Here is a 23,779-nt window from a genome sequence, read left to right on the forward strand (position 1 = left end):
GGGTGCTCATGCGTCGCGTGGTTTTCAATCAGAAGGGCGGGGTCGGCAAGTCGAGCATTGCCTGCAACCTGGCCGCCGTGAGCGCCGCCGAGGGCTACCGCACGCTGCTGGTGGACCTGGACGCCCAGGGCAACTCCACCCACTACCTCACCGGCCTGACCGGCGAGGACGTGCCCATGGGCATCGCCGACTTCTTCAAGCAGACGCTGGCCAGCGGCCCCTTCGCCCGCAAGGGCAAGGTGGACATCTACGAGACGCCGTTCGACAACCTCCACGTGGTCACCGCCACCGCCGAGCTGGCCGACCTGCAGCCCAAGCTCGAGGCCAAGCACAAGATCAACAAGCTGCGCAAACTGCTCGACGAGCTGGCCGAGGACTACGACCGCATCTACCTGGACACCCCGCCGGCGCTGAACTTCTACACCGTTTCCGCGCTGATCGCCGCCGACCGCTGCCTGATCCCCTTCGACTGCGACAGCTTCTCCCGCCAGGCGCTGTACGGCCTGCTGCGCGAGATCGAGGAGCTGAAGGAAGACCACAACGAGGACCTGGAGGTGGAAGGCATAGTGGTCAACCAGTTCCAGCCGCGCGCCAGCCTGCCGCAGCAACTGCTCGACGAACTGGTGGAAGAGGAAATGCCGGTGCTGCCCGTCTACCTGATGAGCTCAGTGAAAATGCGCGAATCCCACCAGGCCTGCACCCCCCTGATCTACCTCGACCCCCGCCACAAACTGACGCAACAGTTCGTCGAACTGCACGGCCTCCTCGAAGCCTGACACCTACCGCCTACCGCCTACCGCCTACCGCCTACCGCCTACCGCCTACCGCCTGAAGCCGCTCTTCAAGCACTAACCAGCAAATCGCAAGGCGGCCGGCGCAGGTAGTAGCGCGCCGTGCTGCCCAGCAGGGCCTGCTGCAGCGCGCCGCGGCCGCGGCTGCCAAGCACCAGCAGCTGCGGCTGCCAGTCGGCCAGGCTGTGGTCCAGCGCCTCGCGGACCCCCATCGAACTCACCCGGCACTCCAGCTGCGGCAGCGGGCCGCCCACCTGCTGGCCCTCGTCGTGCATCAGTTGCTCCAGCAGTTCGCGCTGCTCGTCCAGGCGCTCGCGCAGCCGCGCGGGGTCGTTGCCGGCGTCGTAGGCATGCAGGGCCAGCAGTTCGCCGCCCGGTGCCAGCCAGGCGCAGGCGCTGCGCCAGGCGTGGCAGGCGCCGACGGAGAAGTCCAGGGCGCTGAGCGCCCGCCGGTAGGGGCGTAGCTGCGCGTCGGCCACCAGCAGCGCGGGCACCCGGCTGCAGCGCAGGATCTGCTCCAGGGTAGTGCCGTCGAAACGTTCCACCAGCGCCTGGCGGTGGGTGCCGGTGACCAGCAGATCCGCCTGCAGCTCCGCCGCGGTGGCGGCTATCACGCTGGCCGGGCGGCCCTCGGCGACCAGCGGCTGGTAATCCGCCAGGCCAGCGCTGCGGGCGCTGTCCTGCAGCGCGGCGACGGCGCTCTGCCGGGCCTTGGCCAGCAGCGGTGCGCCCAGGGGTTGTTCGATGACGTGCAGCAGGCTGACGCGGGCGCCGTGTTCGGCGGCCAGTTGCGCGGCGCGACGCACGGCGACGTCGGCTTCGACGCTGAGATCGTGGGCGACCAGGATGTGCTTGGGCATGGTGGGATCCTCCGGCGGTCCCACCACTCTGGCCCAGCTGCGCGCGCCCATGTTGACGCAGCGCAAGGGCCGCGGATCAACGGCTGCGCAGCTGATAGACGGCGCGGCTCTCGGCCACTACCTCGCCGTGGATGTCCTTGAGTTGCAGTTCCAGCACGTACTCGGCCTTGCCGTTGAGCGTGGCTTCCTCGGCGATGCGCTGGAGCTCGGCCTCGTCCAGGCGCGCCTCCACCCGCACGTCGCTGGCCGCCGGGCGGCGGAAGCGCAGGCCGGCTTCCTTGACGATGGGGTAGAAGCGGTGGCTGTCGAAGCTGGTCAGGGTGATGACGCCGCCGGGCAGCTCGGCGAGGGTGAAGAGCGCGCCGGCGTACATGTTGCCCAGGTGGTTCTCGTTGCCGTGCAGCGGCATGCACAGGCGCACGTGGCCGCGTTCGAGGATTTCGGCCTTGAGTCCGCAGCGCTTGACGAAGGCGATGTGCTCTTCGGTCATCTGGCGGACGAATTCGACGGGAAAGGACATCGGGCGGCTCCGTTTCTTGTGTTGTTCAGGCAAGCCTAGCCGCCCTGCCGTGGCGGGCAATGACCGCTTCGCTCAGGCGCGCTGACCGAAGCGGTCGCGGTGCCTCACAGGCCCTGCCGGGCCAGCCAGTCGAGCAGTTGCGGCAGCGGCAGGGCGCCGCTCTGGCGCGCCACTTCGCGGCCGCCCTTGAACAGGATCAGGCTGGGGATGGAACGAATGCCCAACTGCCTGGCCAGGCGCTGGTTGGCCTCGCTGTCCAGCTTGGCCAGGCGGCAGCGCCCGGCGAGGCGCGCGGCGGCCTGCTCGAAGGTCGGCGCGAAGGCCTTGCACGGCCCGCACCAGTCGGCCCAGACGTCCAGCAGCAGCGGCAGGTCGCCCTTGAGCTGGGCGGCGAAGCCGGCCTCGTCGACGGCGAAGGGCTTGCCCGGCAGCACATCGCCCTTGCAGCGGCCGCAGCGCGGGTGGTCGCCCAGGCGCGCGGCCGGCAGGCGGTTGAGCCCGCCGCAATACGGGCAGGGAATCAGCAGGGGGTCGGACATGGCGCGGCTCCAGCGGGTGATTTCCCCAATCTGGAGCCGCGCCCGGCGGATATCAAGCTGCGGCGGCGGCCAGGGCCTGTGCGAGGTCGGCGATGATGTCGTCGCTGTGCTCGATGCCGATGGACAGCCGCACCATGTCCTGGCTCACTCCGGCGCGGGCCAGTTCCTCGGCGTTGAGCTGGCGGTGGGTGGTGCTGGCCGGGTGGCAGGCCAGGGACTTGGCGTCGCCGATGTTGACCAGGCGCACCACCAGCTTCAGCGCGTCGATGAAGCGCGCGCCGGCCTCGGCGCCGCCCTGGATGCCGAAGGACAGGATGGCCGCCGGCTTGCCCTCCATGTAGCGCCTAGCCAGGGCGTGCTCGGGGTGGTCGGGCAGGCCGGCGTACTTCACCCAGGCCACCTGCGGGTGCTGCTCCAGGTAGTGGGCGACCTTCAGGGCGTTCTCGCAGTGGCGCTCCATGCGCAGGGCGAGGGTCTCCAGGCCCTGGAGGATGAGGAAGGCGTTGAACGGTGACAGCGCCGCGCCGGTGTTGCGCAGCGGCACCACGCGGCAGCGGCCGATGAACGCGGCCGGGCCGAAGGCCTCGGTATAGGTCACGCCGTGGTAGGACGGGTCCGGGGTATTGAGCAGCGGGAAGCGGTCCTTGTGCTGCGCCCAGGGGAACTTGCCGGAGTCGACCACGATGCCGCCGATGCTGGTGCCGTGGCCGCCGATGTACTTGGTCAGCGAGTGCACCACGATGTCCGCGCCGTGCTCGAAGGGGCGGCAGAGGATGGGCGTGGCCACGGTGTTGTCGACGATCAGCGGCACGCCGTGGCGGTGCGCGGCGTCGGCCAGGGCCTGGAGGTCGACGATGTTGCCCGCCGGGTTGCCGATGGACTCGCAGAACACCGCCTTGGTGCGCTCGTCGATCAGCGCTTCCAGGGCGGCCACGTCGTCGTGGGGGGCGAAGCGCGTCTGGATGCCGAAGCGCGGCAGGGTGTGGGCCAGCAGGTTGTAGGTGCCGCCGTAGAGCTTGGCCACCGAGACGATGTTGTCGCCGGCCTCGGCCAGGGTCTGGATGGCATAGGTGATGGCGGCCATGCCCGAGGCCACGGCCAGCGCGCCCACGCCGCCTTCCAGGGCGGCGACGCGCTGCTCCAGCACGTCGTTGGTGGGGTTCATGATGCGCGTGTAGATGTTGCCGGCCACCTTGAGGTCGAACAGGTCGGCGCCGTGCTGGGTGTCGTCGAAGGCGTAGGAGGTGGTCTGGTAGATCGGCACGGCCACCGCCTTGGTGGTCGGGTCGGGGCTGTAGCCGGCGTGGATGGCCAGGGTTTCCAGTTTCATCGTGCGTGCATCCTTGGTGGGCAGAAAGGCCCGAGGATGCGAGCGGCCCCGCCCGCGGTCAATGACCCGGAGCAATGCCCGGCGGGCGCCGCTAGATCGCTTTTCGCTGAGCTTATAACCGCTCAGGAGGAACAGCTGATCTCCAGGTGGCGGCCCCAGTCCGGCGGGCGGCGGGTGAAGGCCTCGCGCCCGGGCTGTTCCTCGAAGGGCCGGCTGAGGGTTTCATGCAGCTCGCGCACCACCGAGTAGTCGCCCTGTTCCGCGGCGGCGATGGCTTCCTGGGCCAGGTAGTTGCGCAGCACGTACAGCGGGTTCACCGCGTGCATGCGGGCGCGGCGTTCATCCTGGCTGCCGCCCTCGCGTTCGGCGCGGGCGCGGTAGTCGGCGGCCCAGGCGTCGAAGCCGGCGAGGTCGACGAAGTCCTCGCGGACCACCGCCAGCGCCGCCTCCGGCGCCTGCTCGCCGAGCCGGCGGAAGAACAGGCTGTAGTCCACCGCGCCGCTCTGCATGGCCTGCAGCAGGCGCTGCAGCAGCTCCAGGTCGCCGTCCTCGGCCGTGGTGAAACCCAGGCGGCGCCGCATCAGGTCCAGGTAGTGGGCCTGGTACAGCGGCAGGAACAGGCCAAGGGCCTCGCGCAGCTCGTCCACCTCGACGAAAGGCGTCAGCGCCTGGGCCAGGGCCGCCAGGTTCCAGTGGGCGATGGGCACCTGGTTGTTGAAGCTGTAGCGCCCGGCGTCGTCGGAGTGGTTGCAGATGTGCCTGGCGTCGAAGTCGTCGAGGAAGGCGTAGGGGCCGTAGTCGAAGGTGATGCCGAGGATCGACATGTTGTCGGTGTTCATCACCCCGTGGCAGAAGCCGTAGGCCTGCCAGTGGGCGATGAGTCCGGCGTTGCTTTCCACCACTTCGCGGAAGAACGCGGCATAGGGCCGCTCCTGCGCCAGGCAGTCGGGGAAGTGGTTGGCCAGGACGAACTCGCCCAGTTCCTTCAGCTTGTCGTGCTGCTGGGTGTAGTAGAAGTACTCGAAGTGGCCGAAGCGCACGTGGCTGGGGGCCAGGCGCAGCAGCATGGCGGCGCTTTCCTTCTGCTCGCGCCACACCGGGGTGGCCGAGCCGGTGACGCAGAGCGCGCGGCTGGTGGGGATGCCCAGGGCGTGCAGGTATTCGCTGGCGAGGAATTCGCGGATGGAGCTGCGCAGCACTGCGCGGCCGTCGCCCATGCGCGAGTAGGGCGTCTGCCCGGCGCCTTTCAGGTGCAGGTCCCAGTGCTCGCCGGCGTCGTTGACCACCTCGCCCAGCAGCAGGCCGCGGCCGTCGCCCAGGCGCGGGTTGTAGGCGCCGAACTGGTGGCCGGAGTAGACCATGGCCCGCGGCTCGGCCTCGGACCAGAGCTTGTGCCCGGAGAAGATTTCGGCGAACACCGGCTCCCCGGCTACCGCCGGGTCGAGGTCGAGCAGCGCCATCGCTGCGGGGCTGGCCACCACCAGGCGCGGCTCGGCGATGGGGTCGGGCAGGACTTCGGTGGAGAAGGCGTCGCCCAGGCGGGCGAAGCGGTTGTCGAAGGTCAGTTCGTCGAGCTTTTTCACGGTCACAAGGCGGCTCCGGTAAGTCCGAGCATTGTGCTCGGACTTGTCCGGAGCCGTCCAGACTCAGGGCTTGCTGCCGGGCGGCAGCGGCGGGTCCTGGTCCTTCACCGGCGCCCCGGGCAGCGCCAGGGGCAGCTGGGTGACGTTCTGCGCCAGGTGGATTTCCTTGCCCTCGCCGTTCTTGACGAACACGTCCAGCTGGTTGAAGGCCATGTCCACGCCGTGCTCGCGGAAGCTCAGGGCGATGGCGGTGAGCAGTTCGTCCACCGCCGGGTTGCGGTCGCCCAGCTCGCGCACGTGGAAGCGCAGCTCGTAGTCGAAGGTGCTGGCGCTGATGGCCAGGAAGTACAGCGACGGCGCCGGGTCGGTGAGCACCCGCGGGTTGGCCCGCGCGGCCTCGAGCATGAGCTTGCGCGCCAGGGCCAGGTCGGTCTCGTAGGCCAGGCCGATCTTGATGGTCACGCGGGTCACGGTGTCGCTCAGCGACCAGTTGATCAGTTGCCCGGTGATGAAGGTCTGGTTGGGGACGATGATTTCCTTGCGGTCGAAGTCGGTGATGGTGGTGGCGCGGATGCGGATGCGGCTGACGGTGCCGGACAGGTTGCCGATGGTCACGGTGTCGCCGATGCGCACCGGGCGCTCGAAGAGGATGATCAGGCCGGAGACGAAGTTGGAGAAGATCGCCTGCAGGCCGAAGCCCAGGCCCACCGAGAGGGCCGCCACCAGCCACTGCAGCTTGTCCCAGCTCACCCCCAGGGTGGACAGCGCGCTGACGATGCCGACGCCGCTGATGGCGTATGACAGCAGGGTGGTGATGGCGTAGGCACTGCCCTGGGCCAGGGTCAGGCGCTGCAGCACCAGCACTTCCAGCAGGCCCGGCAGGTTGCGCGCCAGGGCCATGGTCACTGCGGCGATGACCAGCGCCATGAGCACGTCGCCGAGGCTGATCGGCAGGTTGGTGGCGCTGTCGCCGGTGCCGCCGGTGTACTGGTAGAGGGTGACGTTGTCCAGGTAGGCGGCGACGCTGATCAGGTCGGCCCACACCCAGTACAGCGCCACCACGAAGCCGATCAGCAGGCCCAGGCGGATCAGGCGCAGGGACTGTTCGTTGATCTGCTCGATGCCCAGGGTCGGTTCTTCCGCGGTCTCGCCGCCGTCGACGCCTTCCTTCGGCGGGTTCTGCCGCTTGGCCTGGGCGCGCTGGTAGGCCAGGCGCCGCGCCGCCACGCTGAGGCCGCGGACGAAGGTGGCCTCGATCACCACCCAGACCATCAGCAGGAACAGGGTGTCGATCAGCCGGTCGCTCAGGCGCAGGGCGGTGTAGTAGTAGCCGAAGCAGACGGCGACGAAGAGCAGCACCGGCAGCGCGGTGAAGAGCGCGCCGACGATCATCTTCACCGCCGACGGCCGGCTGGTGCTGGGGCTGGCGAAGAGCATGCGCGCCATCAGCCAGGTCATCACCGCGAAGCCGGTGAGCACCACGGCGATGCCGATCACGTCATCGGCCAGGCTGCCGGGCTGGCGCTCGGCCACGGTGACCACCGCGGCCAGGGCCATCACCACCACGCCGAGGCGGCGGATCAGCTTGCTGCTGAAGCGCATCTGGGCCTGGCTCCAGTGGAAGTGCCGCTCGGCGATGCCGCCGGGGCTGAGGATGCGGTGCGCGGTGTAGAACACCAGCCAGACCTCGGCCATCTGCAGCAGCGCGGCGCCCAGGGTGGCGTTCTGCCCGCGGGCGTCGAGCATCAGGGCCAGGCCGGCGATGGCCAGGGTCAGGGTCCCGGGCAGCGCCAGCAGCACCGCCAGCAGCAGGGCCAGCGGGGTGTGCGCCTGGCTGTCGCGCTTGAAGTGGCCGATGTCGTCGTTGATCGAGGCGAGCTTGTCGTAGAGGTAGCGGCGCTTCCACAGCAGCCCGGCGATCAGCAGCAGCAGCGGCAGGAACAGCAGCGGGCGGTCCACCAGGCCCTCGCCCACCTCGACCACCGCCGAGCCCCAGGGCACCTCGGAGAGCTGGTGCTGCAGCAGCACCGGGGTCATCTTGAACCAGGACAGGTCCAGCGGGCGGTTGCTGGGGATCCAGAACATCTGCTCGTCGAGGGTGGCGCGCAGGTTGTCGCTGGTGTCCTTGAGCTGCTTCTGGTTCAGCTGCAGGGTGATGGCCTCGTTGAGCACCGCGTTGAGCTCGTGGTTGAGGCGCTCCATCAGCTCGCCGCGGGTGTCCACCAGGTTCGCCAGGTCCTTGCGCAGCTGCGCGGTGACGGCTTCCTGGGGCTGCTGGGCGAGCAGGTTGTCGATGTACAGCTGCGGGTTGGCCAGTTCGTCGCGCTTCTGGTTCAGCTCGAACTGGTACAGGCGCAGGTCGGCGATCTCGTCGGCCAGCTCCTGGTCGGTCTTGATCTTCGGCAGCGACTGCTTCTGCTGGTAGAGCACCTTGGACAGCAGCAGGCTGCCGCGCAGCACGTTGATCTGCTGGTCGAGGGTCTGGTCGAGCTGGGTCAGGCTGTCCAGGTGCTGCTTGGCCTCGAGGTTGCGGCGGGTCAGCTCGTTGAGGCGGTCGGTGGTGCGCAGCAGGTAGTCGGACAGGCGCAGGTTCTCGGCGCTCTCCTGGCTCAGCAGGCTGTCGCTGCCGGTGCCCTGGCTGCCGTCGCGGGCCAGTTCGGCGACGGTCTTCTCCGACTGCTCGCGGCGCATGCCGCTGATCATGGTCTGCAGTTCGAGAGTCTCGCGCTCGGCGCGGGCCACCTGTTCGCCGAGCAGGTCCTGCTGGCTGCTGGCCAGGTCCTGCAGCAGGTTGTTGCCGGCCAGCTGCTGGCGCAGCAGCTGGATCTGCGCGTTGAGCGCGGCCTGTTCGGCGAGCAGCTCGTTGCGCCGCTCGGGGGCCAGCGCCTTGCCGGTCTCCTTGCCGGCCTTGAGGATGTTGCCGATCTCCAGCAGGCGCGACTGGGCGCTGCTGATATCGGACTGGGCGCGTTCCGGGCGGGTCTGCGCGGTGATGTACTGGCTCTTCGCGTCGGTCAGCTGCTTCTGCCAGTCGGCCAGCTGGGTGGAGCGGTCGTTGAGCAGCATTTCCAGGCGGCTGACGTTCTCCCCGGCGTAGCGCTGGGTCGCCGGCTTCTCGCTGCTGCCCTTCAGGCGCGCCAGGCTGCGCTGGTTCTCCAGGATCTGCCGGGGCGCGTCGGCCAGGCTGGCCTTGAGCTCGGCCAACTGCTTCTCGCTGTCGTCGCGGGCGCCGAGCAGCTTGAGGGTGCGCTCCAGGCTGGCCTTGGTGACCTTGGCATCGGCGTCGGCGAGCTTGCGATCGGCCAGGCTGTCGAGGCTCTGCTGGACGGCGTCGGCGGACGGTGGCTGGTTGGTGTCCTCGGCGTGCACGGGGAGCACGGCGAGGCAGCCGCCGAGCAGGACGGCGGCGAGCAGGTTGCGCAGCGGGAATGGCATGGTCGCGGGCGGCTATCGATAAGTTGCAGTGAGGGTAGGTGTGCCCGGCGGCGCCAGCAAGAGGGAGCGGCGCCACCAGGCGTTCGGCAGGTTCAGAGGAACAGCCCGGGGCCCGGGCGACCTTCGGGGAATTTGACCCCCACCTTGCGGATCTTGTTCCCGTCCAGGGCGGCCACGGTCCAGGTCAGGCCGTTCCACTCCACCTGGTCGCCGATGATCGCCTGGCCGCCGATCTGCTGGGCGATGAAGCGGCCGAGGTTCTGCTCGCCGTCGACGCCGTCGAGCTTGAGGCCGTAGAGCGAGGCCACCGCGGAGAGCTGGGCGTCGCCCTCCAGCACGAAGTCGCCGAAGAAGCGCGCGCCCAGGCCGCGGTCCGGGGCCTGGCTGAACAGCTTGCCGAGGGCCGACAGGTCGTGCTCGTGGCCGATCACGCAGAGGATGTCGTCGGCCTCGAGGATGGTGCTGCCGGAGGGGTGCAGCAGCTGGGTGCCGCGGAACAGCGCGGCGATGCGGGTGCCCTCGGGCATCTTCAGCTCGCGCAGGGCCGCGCCTATGCACCACTTTTCCTTGCTCAGGTGGTAGACGAACAGCTCCCATTCGCTGGTCGGGTGCACTTCCAGGCCGGCGCGGGAGATCGGCGCCGGGTCCGGCGGCACCACCACGCGCAGCAGCTTGGCCGCCCAGGGCAGGCTGGTGCCCTGCACCAGCAGCGAGATCAGCACGATGAAGAAGGCCACGTTGAAGAACAGCTGGGCATTGGGCAGGCCGGCCATCAGCGGGAACACCGCGAGGATGATCGGCACCGCGCCGCGCAGGCCGACCCAGGCGATGAAGGCCTTCTCGCGGCCATGGAAGGCGCGGAACGGCGCCAGGCCCACCAGCACCGACAGCGGCCGGGCGAAGAGGATCATCCACAGCGCCAGGCCCAGGGCCGGCAGGGCGATGGGCCAGAGGTCATGGGGCGTGACCAGCAGGCCGAGGACCAGGAACATGCCGATCTGCGCCAGCCAGGCCATGCCGTCGAGCATGTGCAGGATGCCGTGGCGCGAGCGGATCGGCTGGTTGCCCAGCACCAGGCCGCACAGGTAGATGGCCAGGATGCCGCTGCCGTGCACGGCGTTGGCCAGGGCGAAGATCAGCAGGCCGCCGCTGATCGCCAGCAGCGGGTAGAGGCCGCTGGCCAGCTGCATGCGGTTGATCACCTGCAGCAGCAGCCAGCCGCCGCCCAGGCCGAGCACGGCGCCGATGCCGAACTCGCGCAGGAAGTGGGCGAAGAAGCTCCAGCTCAGCTCGCTCTGGCCGTGGGCGAGCATGTCGATCAGGGTGACGGTGAGGAACACCGCCATGGGGTCGTTGCTGCCCGACTCGATCTCCAGGCTGGCGGTGACCCGCTCGTTCAGGCCCTTGCCGCCGAGCAGCGAGAACACCGCCGCGGCGTCGGTGGAGCCGACGATGGCGCCGATCAGCAGGCCCTCCATCCAGCTCAGCTTGAACAGCCAGGCGGCGGCCACGCCGGTGAGCCCGGCGGTGATCAGCACCCCCACCGTGGCCAGCGACAGCGCCGGCCAGAGCGCCACGCGGAAACTCGCCACGCGGGTGCGCAGGCCGCCGTCGAGGAGGATCACCGCCAGCGCCAGGTTGCCCACCAGGTAGGCCATGGGGTAGTTGGAGAAGCCGATGCCGCCGGGCCCGTCGGTGCCGGCGACCATGCCCACGGCGAGGAAGATGACCAGGATCGGGATGCCCAGGCGCGAGGACAGCGAGCTGACCAGGATGCTCATGCCCACCAGCACCGCACCGACCAGGAAATAGGTGTTGATCGAGACGGCATCCAAGGTGTCGTGGCTCCTGGCGGGGCGAGGGGGAGTGGCGGCGCTGACGGAACGGATGCAGGCCGCATGCCAAGGGATTCTAACCTGCGGATTTGCAAGGCTGTCAAAGGCTAATTGCGGCGTCTTTCAGCGAGCTTTCAGGGGCCTTTCACCGATGCCGGATCCCCCTGTAGGAGCGAGCTTGCTCGCGAACCGCCGAAGGTTCCAGGATGACACCTGGCTTCCCGCGCATGCCGATCGGCCCCCTCTCCCTTCAGGGAGAGGGTTGGGGAGAGGGGCGGAGCCCAACCCGGCACACCGTTGCAACCGGGATACTCCGTTCGCGAGCAAGCTCGCTCCTACGAAAGGCAGCCTGTCGCCAGGGTTTGGCCCATAAAAAAAGGTTCATCGCGCTTTCCCGGGGAAGGCGGCCTTGATTTTCAGGAAGAAGTAGGCGGAGTCCCTGAAGCCATAGGCCATGCGCTTGATCACCTTGATGCGGTTGTTTACCCCTTCCAGCAGGCTGGTGTGCATGGGGAAGCGAGCGCTGGCCAGGATGCCTCGGGCGTATTTGCGCAGATTGCGAGCGAAGCGTTGCAGCGGGGCCAGGCCACTGTCCCTGGCGTGGCGCAACCAGTCCCGCCAGCGGCGCCAACCCTCCCGCACGCTGGGGGCGTACCAGATTTCCTTGAGCGCATCCTTGAGCACGTAGACCGTGGCCAGTGGCTGGTTGGCCTCGAGGATTTCCTGCAACTGCACGGCTTGCTGATCCTTGAGGTTTTCGCGATTGCGCAGCAGCAACCAACGACTCTGCTTGATTACCTTGCGTGCCGCTTTGTCCTGGCGTAGCGCGTTGGCCTGATCGACACGGATGCGGTCGATCACCTCCCGGCCATAGCGAGCCACCACGTGGAATAGGTCGTAGACCACTTCGGCACGGGGGCAATGCTGTTTTACTTCCAGATCGAAGGCGGTGTTCATGTCCATCGCCACGGCCTCGATTTGCTGGCAGCGCTCACCGAGCAGTTCGAAGAACGGCTGAATCGCCTCGCGGCTGTTGCCATGCCCGACCCACAGCACGCGTGTCCGCTGCGCATCCATGATCACGGTGGCGTAACGATGTCCTTTGTGAAGAGCGAACTCGTCCATCACCAGGCGGCGAACGTCACCCGGCTCGAAAGCACCGACTGCGGCCTCTAGACGACGTTTGTCGAGCTGCTTGAGCGTGTGCCAATGCAGACCGACGAGGCGACTGACGTGACTGATGGGCAGTAATTGCAGCAAAGCCTCGAGCCAGATGCGCAAGCGCTGGGTCAAGCGCGACGCTGGCTCCAGCCAGTCGATCCGCTCGGTCACCCGACCACAGCGCAGGCAGTCGACGCGGCGCACCGGCAGTTGGAGCAGGACGCGCTGGTCGAACAGATCGCGATCACGCACCCGGCGAATCCGCCGTTCGTGGATTAATGGACTGGCCTGACCGCAGCGCCCGCATTTGGGGACAGCGCTGGCGTGAGGCTTGAGCTCGATCAGCAGGGTGCTGTCGGCAGATGGGTGGCAGGCGATGACTTCGTAGCCTGGCCAGAAAGCAGCAAGATCAATAGGATGCACGGCGACAGCAGGGGGTGGGGGTTGGTTCGTTTGGCGACTGCCAATCTACCCGCTTCCCTGACTGTCAATCCGCTCTTCCCCCAGACTCCGCGAAGAACCTAAAAAAAAGCCCCGGACGTGACCGGGGCCCGAAGGTACATGGGGACTAGAACCAGGCGTCCCGCATGCTCGAACAGGTATCGTCGCGGGCCTCCAGCAGGGCCAGCTCGTGGTGGCAGGACGGTACTTCCCAGGTCAGGAAGTAGCGCGCGGCCTGCAGCTTGCCGCGGTAGAAGTCCTCGTCGGCGGCGTTGCTCACGCCGTTATGGATCGATGCCAGGCCTTCCTCGGCGCGGATCGCCTGTTCCAGCCAGCGCCAGCCGATGATGGTGTGGCCGAACACCTTCAGGTACAGCGCCGAGTTGGCCAGGCCCTGGGCCACCTTGCCCTGCATCAGGTCGCCGAGCAGCGCCAGGGTCACCTCCGACAGGCGCGCCAGCAGTTGTTCCAGCGGCTGGCGCAGGGCGTCCAGCGACGGGTACGCCCGGGCGCGCTCGCAGGCCTGGTGGATCAGGCGGGTCAACTGCTTGAGGCCGGCGCCGCCGTTCTGCGCCAGCTTGCGGCCCAGCAGGTCCAGCGACTGGATGCCGTGGGTGCCCTCGTGGATGGGGTTGAGGCGGTTGTCGCGGTAGTACTGCTCCACCGGGTATTCGCGGGTGTAGCCGTGGCCGCCGAGAATCTGGATGGCCAGTTCGTTGGCCTTCAGGCAGAACTCCGAGGGCCAGGACTTGACGATCGGGGTGAGCAGGTCGAGCAACTCGTGGGCCTGCTTGCGCGCATCCTCGGTGGGCAGCGTCTCGCAGTCGTCCACCAGGCGCGCGGCGTACAGGCCGAGGTCGAAGGCGCCCTCGACGTAGGCCTTCTGCGTCAGCAGCATGCGCTTGACGTCGGCGTGCCCGATGATCGACACCTGCGCCGAGGTCGGGTCCTTGGCGTCCACCGGGCGGCCCTGGGGGCGCTCGCGGGCGTATTCCAGGGAGTACAGGTAGCCGGCGTAGCCGAGCATGATGGCGCCCATGCCGACGCCGATGCGCGCCTCGTTCATCATCTGGAACATGTAGGCCAGGCCGTGGTGCGGCTTGCCCACCAGGTAGCCGACGCAGTCGCCGTTGTCGCCGAAGTTCAGCGCGGTGGAGGTGGTGCCGCGCCAGCCCATCTTGTGGAACAGCCCGGCCAGGGCCACGTCGTTGCGCTTGCCGAGGCTGCCGTCCGGGTTCACCAGGAACTTGGGCACGATGAACAGCGAGATGCCCTTCACCCCGGGCGGCGCGTCCGGCAGCTTGGCCAGCACCATGTGGACTATGTTTTCCGAAAGCGGGTGGTCGCCGCCAGAGATGAAGATCTTGTTGCCCTTGATCCGGTAGCTGCCGTCGGCGTGGGGTTCGGCGCGGGTGCGGAGGTCGGCCAGGGAGGAGCCGGCATGGGGCTCGGTCAGGGCCATGGTGCCGAAGAAGCGGCCTTCGATCATCGGCTGCAGGAACAGGCGCTTCTGCTCGTCGTTGCCGAAGGACTCGATCAGGTGGCTGGAGCCCATGCTCAGCATCGGGTAGGACGAGGTGGCGATGTTGGCCGACTGGAAGTGCGCGAAGCAGGCCCGCGAGAGCAGGTGGGGCAATTGCATGCCACCCTGTTCGAAGCTGCGCGAGGCATTCTGGAAGCCGGCTTCGTTGAAGGCGTCCACCGCCGGCTTGACCTCGGGGATCAGCACCGCGGCGCCGTCCACGTACTGCGGCTCGTGCTCGTCGTTCTTGCGGTTGTGCGGGGCGAAGAGTTCCTCGGCGATGCCGCGGGCGGTGGCCAGGGCGGCGTCGAAGGTCTCGCGGTTGTGCTCGGCGAAGCGCTCGCGTTGGGTCAGGGCCTCGGCGTCGAGCACTTCGTAGAGCTCGAAGGCGAGGTTGCGGGAGCTGAGCAGGGTCTCGGACATGGTCGGCCTCCAGGGGAATGGCCGCAGTCTAGTCTGGTGAATGAAGCGGGCACAGCAACATCGACGAGCGTGATAAAGGCCTAAAACAATGCCGGTGCAGCTAAACTGCACGCCCCCAAGGAGTCTGCCGTCCATGAACTACCGTCACGCCTACCACGCCGGCAACCACGCCGATGTCCTCAAGCACCTGGTCCTGTCGCGGATCTTCGCCCTGATGGTACGCAAGGACACGCCCTTCGCCTTCCTCGACAGCCATTCCGGCATCGGCCTGTACGACCTGCAGGGCGACGAGGCCAGCCGTACCGGCGAGTGGGAAGCGGGCATCGGCCGCCTGTGGCAGCTCGACGAGGTGCCGGAACTGGCGGCGGACTACATGGAAGTGGTGCGCGCGCTGAACCCCGACGGCGAACTGCAGTACTACCCCGGCTCGCCGGAACTGGCGCGGCGCCTGACGCGCTCCCAGGACCGCGTGCACCTGAACGAGCTGCACCCGGAGGACGGCCGCCTGCTCAAGGCCAACATGGGCGGCGAGCGGCGCATCGCCGTGCACCAGAACGACGGCTGGCTGCTGCCGCGGGCGCTGCTGCCGGTGCAGGAGAAGCGCGGCGTGCTGCTGATCGACCCGCCCTTCGAGGAGGCCGACGAACTGGAACGCTGCGTCATCGCCCTGGAAGAGGCCATCGGGCGCATGCGCCAGACGGTGGTGGCGATCTGGTACCCGATCAAGGACGAACGCCAGCTCAAGCGCTTCTACCAGGGCCTGGAACGCAGCAAGGCGCCCAAGCTGCTGCGCGTGGAACTGCTGGTGCACCCGGCGGACAGCGCCGACCGCCTCAACGGCTCCGGCCTGGCCATCGCCAACCCGCCGTGGCCGCTGGAGGACGAACTGCGCGAGCTGCTGCCCTGGCTGGCCGAGGTGCTGGCGCAGAGCGAGGGCGGCTGGCGGCTGGATTGGCTGATCGAAGAAGCTGCAAGCGGCAAGCTTTAAGCCGCAAGCAAGAACATCCAGGGCGTAGGGCGTATAACCGTTCGCGGTTATACGCCGTTGGTCGGGTCTCTCCTGGCGCCCTGGTGCCAGGGCCAATCGGCGGATAACGCTGGCGCGTTATGCGCCCTACGATGTTGGGCTTGCAGCTTGCAGCTTGCAGCTTGCAGCTTGCAGCTTGCAGCTTGCAGCTTGCAGCCTCCGGCTACGCCGGCAGGCACACCCCGGTCCCACCCAGCCCGCAATAGCCGTTGGGGTTCTTCGCCAGGTACTGCTGGTGGTAGGCCTCGGCGTAGTAGAACGGCGGCACCTCGCGGATCTCGGTGGTGATCTCGCCGTAGCCGCTGGCGCTCAGTTCCTGCTGGAAGGCCGCGCGGCTGGCTTCCACCGCGGCCTTCTGCGCCTGGTCGTACCAGTAGATGGCCGAGCGGTACTGGGTGCCGGTGTCGCCGCCCTGGCGCATGCCCTGGGTCGGGTCGTGGGATTCCCAGAACACCTTGAGCAGCTGCTCCAGGCTGGTCTGCTGCGGGTCGAACACCACCAGCACCACCTCGCTGTGCCCGGTCAGGCCGGAGCAGACCTCGTCGTAGGTGGGGTTGGGCGTCAGGCCGCCGGCATAGCCCACCGCGGTGACCCACACCCCCGTCTGCTGCCAGAAGCGCCGCTCGGCACCCCAGAAGCAGCCGAGGCCGAGGACGATCTGCTGCAGGCCGCCGGGGAACGGCGGGCACAGCGGGTGGCCGTTGACGTAGTGGGTCTCCGGCACCGGCATCGGCGCTTCGCGGCCGGGCAGGGCCTGGGCCTGGGTGGGCAGCTCCTGCTTGTGCACGAGTATCTGCGAGCGAAGGGTCATGGCATTCGTCTCCTCTGGAAGAGCGGTAATGGACTCTCGGAACAAGCAGAGATTACAGCGGTGAAGGATTATCTGGGGTGTTCCGGCAGTAAGTGATCAAGCTTTCCTTGCTTGGGAGGAATTTTCTTCTACCCCTGTAAGGCATGCGACGCTGGGAAGTTGAGGAAGTCGGACGTTTCGTATTTGCAGTGACTTGGATCATGCATTGCTCGCGACCAGTTTGACGCTCATTGGTGTCGAGCCGGAAAAGAGCCCCATCCGAATGCCCCAATATTCAAGGATGGGCCCGCCATGCAGAGGATGTTCCGAACCATCATTCGTTCGACTCTCGTCGTGCTGATTTCCTGCGTTGGAACAACCGCACTGGTTGCGCAGGCGTCATCGCCACATACGGCATCAATGGCAGCCGCGGCCGAATCCGGCAAGTTTCCCCGTGTCTTCGAAGAACCATTGTTGGCAGATGGCCAGGCATCCCGAGCCCAGACCAAGTTAATGCTCAATGCATTGCACGCCTATCGTGAGCAAAGTGACCCCGCTGACCTCGGGCGTTTCGAGGTACTGCTCAAAGCCTGGCCAGATCTGCCCTGGCGCGTTTCCCTGCAAACCAACCTGGGGTTGACTTACTACCACTACGGCTATTTCAGCCGAGCGATCTCGGCCTGGGAGGATGCCTGGCAGCGAGGCAAGTCATTGCGTCAGCCGGAGCAGAGGGCCGTGGTGGATCGGGCGGTGGGGGAACTCATCCGCATGTATGCGCGCATTGGCCGCGCCGACCGTGTGGAGGCGTTGCTGAAGGAACTCGAAAAGCGCCCAGTCAACGGCAGCGCCACCGAGATGGTGGCGGGTGCGCGGGAGGGGCTCTGGGTCATGCGCAATGAGCCTGGCATCTCCTATCTCTGTGGGCCGATGGCCCTGCGCAGCATCCTGGCGACCGGCACGACCAGTTCAGGGCCATCGTCGTCTGTCGTCACCCAGGCGAGACCGGGGGCCCTGAGTGTGTTGGATGCATATCGCTCCAAGCCGAACGGCGTGAGCCTGAATGAGGTCGATGCGCTGGCGAGGCAGACCGGCCTCGATCTGGTCGTGGCTTATCGCGATGGCGCACAGGACATTCCGCTGCCAGCTGTCGTGCACTGGAAGGTCAACCACTATGCCGCCATTGTCGATGAGAAGGATGGGCGCTATCACCTGAAGGACCCAACTTTCGGTACGGATCTGTGGATCAGCCGCGATGCCCTGGACAGCGAGTCAAGTGGCTATTTCATGATCCCCTCTGAAGTCGCGAGAAAGCCGGGGTGGCGCGCTGTCGCAATGGAAGAGAGCAAGCGTGTACGAGGCATGGGGTATCCCAGCAGCGGTGACTCTGACGCCTATACACCAGACGATGACAAGGAGTGTGATCCCTGCAATCCGGGCAAGGGCATGGCGCATGCCAATGTCCATAGCATGCTGGTCAGCCTGAATATCCAGGACACCCCGGTGGGGACGAATCCGCCGTATGGACCCAAGCCCAAGGTCACCTTCACCTACAACCAGCGCGAGTCACTTCAGCCGACCAGCCCACGCTACTCCAACGTTGGGCCGAAATGGACGTTCAACTGGCTGAGCTACATCCAGGACGATCCTACGTTGGCAGGCGCCAAGGTGAAGCGCTATGTCGCCGGGGGTGGCGGCCTCAATTACAGCGGTTACAACAGTAGCACCGGTATGTTTGCCGCAGAGCGCCGGCAGAGGGCCACTCTGGTGAAGACGGCGAACAACCCAGTGCGCTATGAGCGGCGCCTGCCGGATGGAGGCGTGGAGATCTACGCACAGTCCGATGGTTCCACAGCCTACCCACGCAAAGTACTTCTCTCCCAGGTCAAGGATCCGGTTGGTAATACCTTGACCTTGAATTATGACTGGCAGACGCGCTTGGTAAGCCTCAAGGACGCCACTGGCGGAAAAACATCCTTCGTCTACGACAACCCTGGCAATCCTCTGTTAATCACTCAGGTTATCGACGCTGCTGGTCGCAAGGCCAAGCTCGACTATGACGCCAGGGGGCGGCTGGTCAGGATCGTCGATCCTGCAGGCATGGCTTCGGAGTTCACCTATGCAGCCGGTGACTTCATAGACAGCATGACTACGCCCTATGGGACCAGCCGCTTCACATACGGAGAATCGGGCGTCGGCCGTTGGTTGGAGCTTACCGACCCGAGCGGAGCCACTGAACGCGTGGAGTACCGTCGTCAGACCGCTGAAATTCCTTCTAGTGACGCGAAGGTTCCGGTAGGGATGCGCCTGGCAAATAGCCGCCTCGATGCACGCAATACCTTCTACTGGGGCAAGGAGGCTCATGCACAGCATCGTGGCGACTATACCAAGGCACGTATCAAGCACTGGCTGTATGGGCAGAATAACGCCAACATAACTTCCGGGGTGCTGGAAAGTATCAAGTATCCGCTGGAGAGTCGGATTTGGTTCAATTATCCAGGACAAAGCGGATTCAACAACAATGGGGTTTCGGAAAAGCCCTCCCTGAAGGGCCGTGTGCTGAGCGATGGTACTACCCAGATTGAGCGCTACGTCTATAACAGTGCGGGCAGTCTTATCCAGTACACCGATCCGAGGGGGAGAGAACTGCACCTTGAATACGCTGCCAATCAGATAGACCTACTGAAGATCAAGCGCAGAACTTCCACTGGTTTCGTCACGCTGGGCAGCTATACATGGAATGAGTTACACAGGCCCACCAGTTACACCGATGCGGCGGGTAATATGACCCGTTGGAGTTATAACCGTAGAGGGCAACTGGCTTCGGTAATCAATCCATTGGGAGAAAGGTATAATTACATCTACCATGGCAATGGTCATCTCTGGAGAATCGTGAACCCCTATCACAGGGCTCAAGGGTTCTTCGAGTTCGATAATGCCGGCAGACTCGCCAAGCATACCGATTCGCAGGGGATGGAGGTCGCCTACTTCTACGATGATCTGGATCGCCTCACCCGTATTGACTATCCCCAGAGCGCACGGAGTGAAACTTTCCAGTGGAACCGTTTGGACCTTGTCGGCTGGCAAAGGCGGGATGGACGCCTTACTACCTACACTTATGACAATCTGGGGCGCCGACTCTCGGAAGTGATGTCCGGGGCCTCGTCTGGCGGCACCGGTAACGATCAGATCCAATACGGGTACGACCGAGCGGGCAGGCTGACTTCGCTCACTGATGGCAACGGCAACGTCACCACCTGGCAGAGGGATATCCAGGGGCGCGTCATTGCCAAGATGTACGCCGATGGCAAAGTGGAAAAGTACGGCTACGAAACCGCTACCAGCCGCCTGTTCGATGTGACCGATGAGTTGGGGCAGCGGCGCATCTACACCTATCACCAGGACAATCTGCTGAGGAGCAAGGGCTACTTCCGGCCAAAGTTCCCAACACCCAATGTAGTTTTCGGTTATGACGAATATTTCCCTCGCCTCACTTCCATGTATGACGGTATCGGCACGACCTATTATGGCTACGCCGCCAAGCCGAGCGGCGGGTTGGGGCAGGACAACCTCGTCAGCGAAGACGGCCCTTTCACCAATGACACCATCGCTTATACATACGACCGCTTGGGGCGGGTGACCAAAAGGAGCATAGGCACCCAGGTCGAAACCTTCGCCTACGACAAGCTGGGCCGCCGCGTGAGCCACTCCAGTCCACTGGGAGATGCCTCGTACTCTTACCTGGGGGACAGTGGGCAACAGCTTCAACAGACCTGGTCCGGCAGCCCGCTCACTACTCTTCGACAGTACTTGCCGAACGAGCAGATGCGGCAACTGGAAAAACTGACCCACATCGGTAGCGGCTGGCGTGACGAACAGGGTTTCGCCTATGACGACGCCGAGCGGATCGTATCCATCACCCGTACATCCGATGCCGGTTCCGACCAGGCCATTACCGAGACCCACGACTACGACCACCGGGACCGTCTGCTCAGGACCCAGGTGCATGGGCAGGGATCCATTGGGTACGATTTCCGCTACACCCGCGATGCCGCCGACAACATCGTCGAACAGCAGCTGACGACCTCCGGGCCGCAAAGCACGCCGGTCAACGTGGTGAACCAGATCGACAAGCCCGGTTATCGGTACGATGCCAATGGCAGCCTGCTATCCGACGGAGACCGTGAATATACCTGGGATGCCGAGAACCGCCTGGTGCAGGTGAAGAACCTTACCAGCGGCGCCTCCGGCAAGCTCGAGCCCGGCCAGGTCACGCGCTTCAGGTACGACGGATTGTCACGCCTGGCGGTGGTCACGGAGACGCCGCCATCCCTCTCCACCGACCCCGAGACCCGCTACCTCTGGTGCGGCAGCAGCCTGTGCCAGGCCCGCAATAGCCGCGACATGCTGCTGACTGCCTATTTCGAAGACGGCCAGATACTGGAGGGCCGGGCCGAGTACTACGTGAAGGACTCCTTGGGCAGTGTGATCGGCCGTAGCACGGGTAGCGGACCCCTGCAGCGCCTCCACTACACACCCTACGGAGGCAGCCGGAGCACCCCGGACGATCCTCAGCCGAGTCCGGCCAACAGCAATGGCACCTTGGCGAGAGGTTTCGCGCAATTGCACTGGCATCAGGCCAGTGGCCTGTACCTGGCCCTCTACCGGGCCTACGACCCGGAATCGGGGCGATGGCTGAGCCGTGATCCGATTGGGGAACGAGGGGGATTAATCTTTATGCGTATGTAGAGGGAAATCCTATTTCGTTGCATGACGCTAAAGGTCTTGCCGCTGAGGGAGCTGCGGTTGGAGCAAGCGTCGGAGCCGTTGCTGGTGGTGCGGTTGGCACGATTGCAGGTGGCCTGGGTGGAAGCGTCATTCCTGGATTTGGCACTGTCGGAGGAGGGCTGGCGGGGGCAACAGAAGGTGCCCTATGGGGGGCTGCGGGAGGTGCAGCAGTCGGCAGTCTCATACAGGATGCTTACAACTGGTGTACAAAAGATGATGAAGAACCTTGCGAGGAAGAGGTCAAGCATTGTGAGCAGATTTGTGAGGACTCAGTGTCTGACTCTGGTCGGCAACACGTATGGGGAGGCAGCTGGAGCACCTGCATGATGGGCTGTGTTTCTCAACGCTGCGGAGGTAATAAAGTAAATTGAATCAGACAGTTGAAATCAAGAGGTTGGATAGTCTCATAAGAGGCCGGAATTATGAGGAGGCTCTCAGTGTTTGCAATCTTCTGCTAGAGAAAGAAAGCAGCCTTGGGGATCTGGATGTTTTGCGTAAAAGATCCCATGTATATAGCTTGCTAGGCGATTATCAGTTGGCCATTGACGATCGCCTTGAGCTTATTTCTCGGGCGCGTGAGCAGAGCGATTTTTTCTTTGCTTCTCTATATTGTATTAGGGTTAATAGGTTGAGGGATGCATATAGGATAGTGAATTCAGGGATTTTAGAGTTGCCTGCTTCTGTACATGCTCCCTTTGCTGAAGAGCTTATTTTTCTTAGGGGTTACATACTTCTAAAGTTAGGGCTATACCAAGAGGCACAGGAGGCATGCGGCCACATAAAGGATGGTATGAAGATGTGGGTTTCTAATTTAAATAGACCAATCTCAAAAGATGATCTTAAAGATGCGGCTGAGCAGCGTAATAGTGAATTCGATCTAGGCTGCTGATACGTATAGTCAACTTTCGAAGGCGGCCAGATACTGGAGGGCCGGGCCGAGTACTACGTGAAGGACTCCTTGGGCAGTGTGATCGGCCGTAGCACACGGGTAGCGGACCCCTGCAGCGCCTCCACTACACACCCTACGGAGGCAACCGGAGCACCCCGGACGATCCTCAGCCGAGTCCGGCCAACAGCAATGGCACCTTGGCGAGAGGTTTCGCGCAGTTGCACTGGCATCAGGCCAGCGGCCTGTACCTGGCCCTCTACCGGGCCTACGACCCGGAATCGGGGCGATGGCTGAGCCGGGACCCGATTGGGGAGCGAGGAGGAATTAATCTTTATGCATATGCCAATGGAAACCCACTGAAGTATTCTGATCCTAAAGGACTTGCTGCAGTAGCGCTTTGTTTTATTCCAGGCGTCGGTTGGACTGCATGCGCTGCAATGGCTGAGGCAGCAGTCTCTGCCTGTGCTTATATAGGTTCAGCAGTAGGAGGGGCCCTACTTGGCGGCTATCTAGCGAATGAGGCCTTGCAGAATGATGGAGCTAATTCAGGCAGTAGCTTTCCTGACAGAGATCTCCCGAGAGACAAGAACGGTAACCCAACACCTGAGCCTGATGCGGAGGGACCACACTCTCAACTTGGTCAGAAAGATGGTCGCAATGGTAAATATGATCAGGCTAGAGAGTTTGATGTGGCTGGCAAGCCAGTTCGAGACATAGATTTCACAGACCATGGTCGCCCACAAAATCACGCAAATCCACACCAGCATCCGTATGAGCCCAACCCAACAGGTGGAACTCCGAGGCGCGGAAATCCACAGCCACTATGAGGGTTAGTTATGAGGGAAACTTTAATTGTAGAGCCGCCAATTTCAGGGCGGGTAGTGAGTAACTATCTTTCCAAAACACTGAAAAGTGGTGAGGTTTGCAAATTAAGGAGCATAGAAACTCTATGCACTGAAAATTGTGAGGGTCTAGGCAGGCTCTGGCGTGAGGTAACTGAAAATCAAAATGTAGAAATAAAAATACATGAGCTTGTATCTGTATTGAGAAATGCTGATCAAGTTGTATCACTACATATTATTATAGAGGGCTTGCCGAGTCAGGAGTTGGTGATAGATGATGGAGAGTTGGTTGCGAATACTATAGTCATGCATGATGATTGAGTTATATGGGGCTGTGAAGGTCGAATAATATAGATCGTATGATGGAAATGCCACGATCTGAGTTCTGGTTTTCTCAGCTATTAGAGAAAGTCCGAAAAATGTTCCCTGATTTTGTGGAGGCGTATGAGCCTCGTTAAATGGTTTTCTCGGTGCAGTAATTGAACTTCGTTAATGCCGAGTGCTGTGGAAAGTGTAAGCAGACCTACAAGGAGTTGCTCTTGGTCGAGATGGGGCGTCGTGGAAGGGGTTTAGTGTCCTAGTCGAGCCGCATTATCCCAAGGAGGCAAGCGGGATATCCTGGTCAAGAAGCTTGTTGCACCAAGTGAGAGAGGAGCCATGAGCGAGTTTCTTTTCAATGGACTGGTTTACTTGCTGGGATTCGTAGGTTTAGCTGCTGTCGGATTGATTCCTTATAGGATGTGGCAAGTGTTGAGGGGCACGCTAAAAGGTAGGAGTTAGGAGCGGGAAAAAATATTGGTTTTTCTTGCTTTATTTTTTGCAGTAATGGCCCTGGGGAGCGATTTTTACATTGCGGGGCGAGTTTTTAAGTGCCTTACCAGAACGTACTGTAGGCTGGCCGAGCATAGCTAGTGACTGGGTGTATCTGGTAGTGTTAGGAATTGTGTACTTGGTCTTTGAGGTTGTGGGCCTTTTTACCCGGGGGATTGGCCGAGCCAAGAAAGTT

At 64.1% G+C, this 23,779-nt stretch carries 16 protein-coding genes; 6 read left to right on the forward strand and 10 right to left on the reverse strand.

Annotated elements, in window-relative coordinates; all coding sequences use genetic code 11:
- Positions 1–8: 8 nt before the first annotated feature.
- The gene (locus tag PKO50_RS33270) at positions 9–776 is read left to right on the forward strand and encodes a ParA family protein (protein ID WP_089389919.1); all 768 of its coding nucleotides are present in this window, start codon (positions 9–11) and stop codon (positions 774–776) included.
- A 65-nt stretch (positions 777–841) separates the two neighbouring features.
- Here the strand turns inward: PKO50_RS33270 and PKO50_RS33275 are convergent, their stop codons facing one another.
- The 9 genes from PKO50_RS33275 to PKO50_RS33315 form a co-directional block, all read right to left on the reverse strand.
- Positions 842–1,651 (reverse strand): universal stress protein, encoded by an 810-nt coding sequence (locus PKO50_RS33275; protein ID WP_275628378.1) that lies wholly within the window; start codon positions 1,649–1,651, stop codon positions 842–844.
- Positions 1,652–1,727: 76 nt separating this feature from the next.
- A complete protein-coding gene (locus PKO50_RS33280) occupies positions 1,728–2,171 on the reverse strand; it encodes a YiiD C-terminal domain-containing protein (protein ID WP_089389921.1) in 444 nt (147 codons plus the stop codon).
- A gap of 104 nt (positions 2,172–2,275) precedes the next feature.
- On the reverse strand, positions 2,276–2,710 hold the full coding sequence (trxC, locus tag PKO50_RS33285; protein ID WP_275628379.1) for a thioredoxin TrxC: 435 nt from the start codon (positions 2,708–2,710) through the stop codon (positions 2,276–2,278).
- Positions 2,711–2,762: 52 nt separating this feature from the next.
- Positions 2,763–4,040 carry a bifunctional O-acetylhomoserine aminocarboxypropyltransferase/cysteine synthase gene (locus PKO50_RS33290; protein WP_275628380.1) on the reverse strand — a complete coding sequence of 426 codons (1,278 nt, stop codon included), beginning with the start codon at positions 4,038–4,040 and terminating at the stop codon, positions 2,763–2,765.
- Between the two features lie 122 nt (positions 4,041–4,162).
- Positions 4,163–5,623 (reverse strand): protein adenylyltransferase SelO, encoded by a 1,461-nt coding sequence (selO, locus tag PKO50_RS33295; protein ID WP_275630562.1) that lies wholly within the window; start codon positions 5,621–5,623, stop codon positions 4,163–4,165.
- A gap of 63 nt (positions 5,624–5,686) precedes the next feature.
- Positions 5,687–9,058, reverse strand: a complete 3,372-nt coding sequence (gene mscK / locus PKO50_RS33300; protein WP_275628381.1) for a mechanosensitive channel MscK — start codon at positions 9,056–9,058, stop codon at positions 5,687–5,689.
- Positions 9,059–9,150: 92 nt separating this feature from the next.
- Positions 9,151–10,893 (reverse strand): potassium/proton antiporter, encoded by a 1,743-nt coding sequence (locus PKO50_RS33305; protein WP_109934124.1) that lies wholly within the window; start codon positions 10,891–10,893, stop codon positions 9,151–9,153.
- A 381-nt stretch (positions 10,894–11,274) separates the two neighbouring features.
- Positions 11,275–12,477: an ISL3 family transposase gene (locus PKO50_RS33310; RefSeq protein ID WP_275627212.1), complete on the reverse strand. Its 1,203-nt coding sequence runs from the start codon at positions 12,475–12,477 to the stop codon at positions 11,275–11,277.
- 145 nt (positions 12,478–12,622) lie between these two features.
- The gene (locus PKO50_RS33315; protein ID WP_275628382.1) at positions 12,623–14,440 is read right to left on the reverse strand and encodes an acyl-CoA dehydrogenase; all 1,818 of its coding nucleotides are present in this window, start codon (positions 14,438–14,440) and stop codon (positions 12,623–12,625) included.
- Positions 14,441–14,573: 133 nt separating this feature from the next.
- Here PKO50_RS33315 and PKO50_RS33320 point away from each other — a divergent pair, with 133 nt between their 5' ends.
- A complete protein-coding gene (locus PKO50_RS33320; protein WP_109934122.1) occupies positions 14,574–15,428 on the forward strand; it encodes a 23S rRNA (adenine(2030)-N(6))-methyltransferase RlmJ in 855 nt (284 codons plus the stop codon).
- 202 nt (positions 15,429–15,630) lie between these two features.
- Here PKO50_RS33320 and msrA read toward each other — a convergent pair whose 3' ends face one another.
- Entirely contained in the window at positions 15,631–16,278 is a 648-nt protein-coding gene (gene msrA, locus PKO50_RS33325; protein ID WP_109934121.1) for a peptide-methionine (S)-S-oxide reductase MsrA, read from the reverse strand.
- Between the two features lie 291 nt (positions 16,279–16,569).
- Between msrA and PKO50_RS33330 the strand changes: the two genes are divergently transcribed.
- From PKO50_RS33330 to PKO50_RS33345, 4 genes are all read left to right on the forward strand, one after another.
- Positions 16,570–21,003 carry an RHS repeat-associated core domain-containing protein gene (locus PKO50_RS33330; protein ID WP_275628383.1) on the forward strand — a complete coding sequence of 1,478 codons (4,434 nt, stop codon included), beginning with the start codon at positions 16,570–16,572 and terminating at the stop codon, positions 21,001–21,003.
- 406 nt (positions 21,004–21,409) lie between these two features.
- On the forward strand, positions 21,410–21,931 hold the full coding sequence (locus PKO50_RS33335) for a hypothetical protein (RefSeq protein ID WP_275628384.1): 522 nt from the start codon (positions 21,410–21,412) through the stop codon (positions 21,929–21,931).
- Between the two features lie 110 nt (positions 21,932–22,041).
- Complete coding sequence (locus tag PKO50_RS33340; RefSeq protein WP_275630563.1) at positions 22,042–22,758, forward strand: RHS repeat-associated core domain-containing protein; 717 nt, start codon at positions 22,042–22,044, stop codon at positions 22,756–22,758.
- Positions 22,759–22,812: 54 nt separating this feature from the next.
- A complete protein-coding gene (locus PKO50_RS33345) occupies positions 22,813–23,094 on the forward strand; it encodes a hypothetical protein (RefSeq protein ID WP_275628385.1) in 282 nt (93 codons plus the stop codon).
- Positions 23,095–23,779 lie beyond the last annotated feature (685 nt).

Source organism: Pseudomonas sp. 273, from assembly GCF_029201425.1.
Lineage (GTDB): Bacteria > Pseudomonadota > Gammaproteobacteria > Pseudomonadales > Pseudomonadaceae > Pseudomonas > Pseudomonas delhiensis.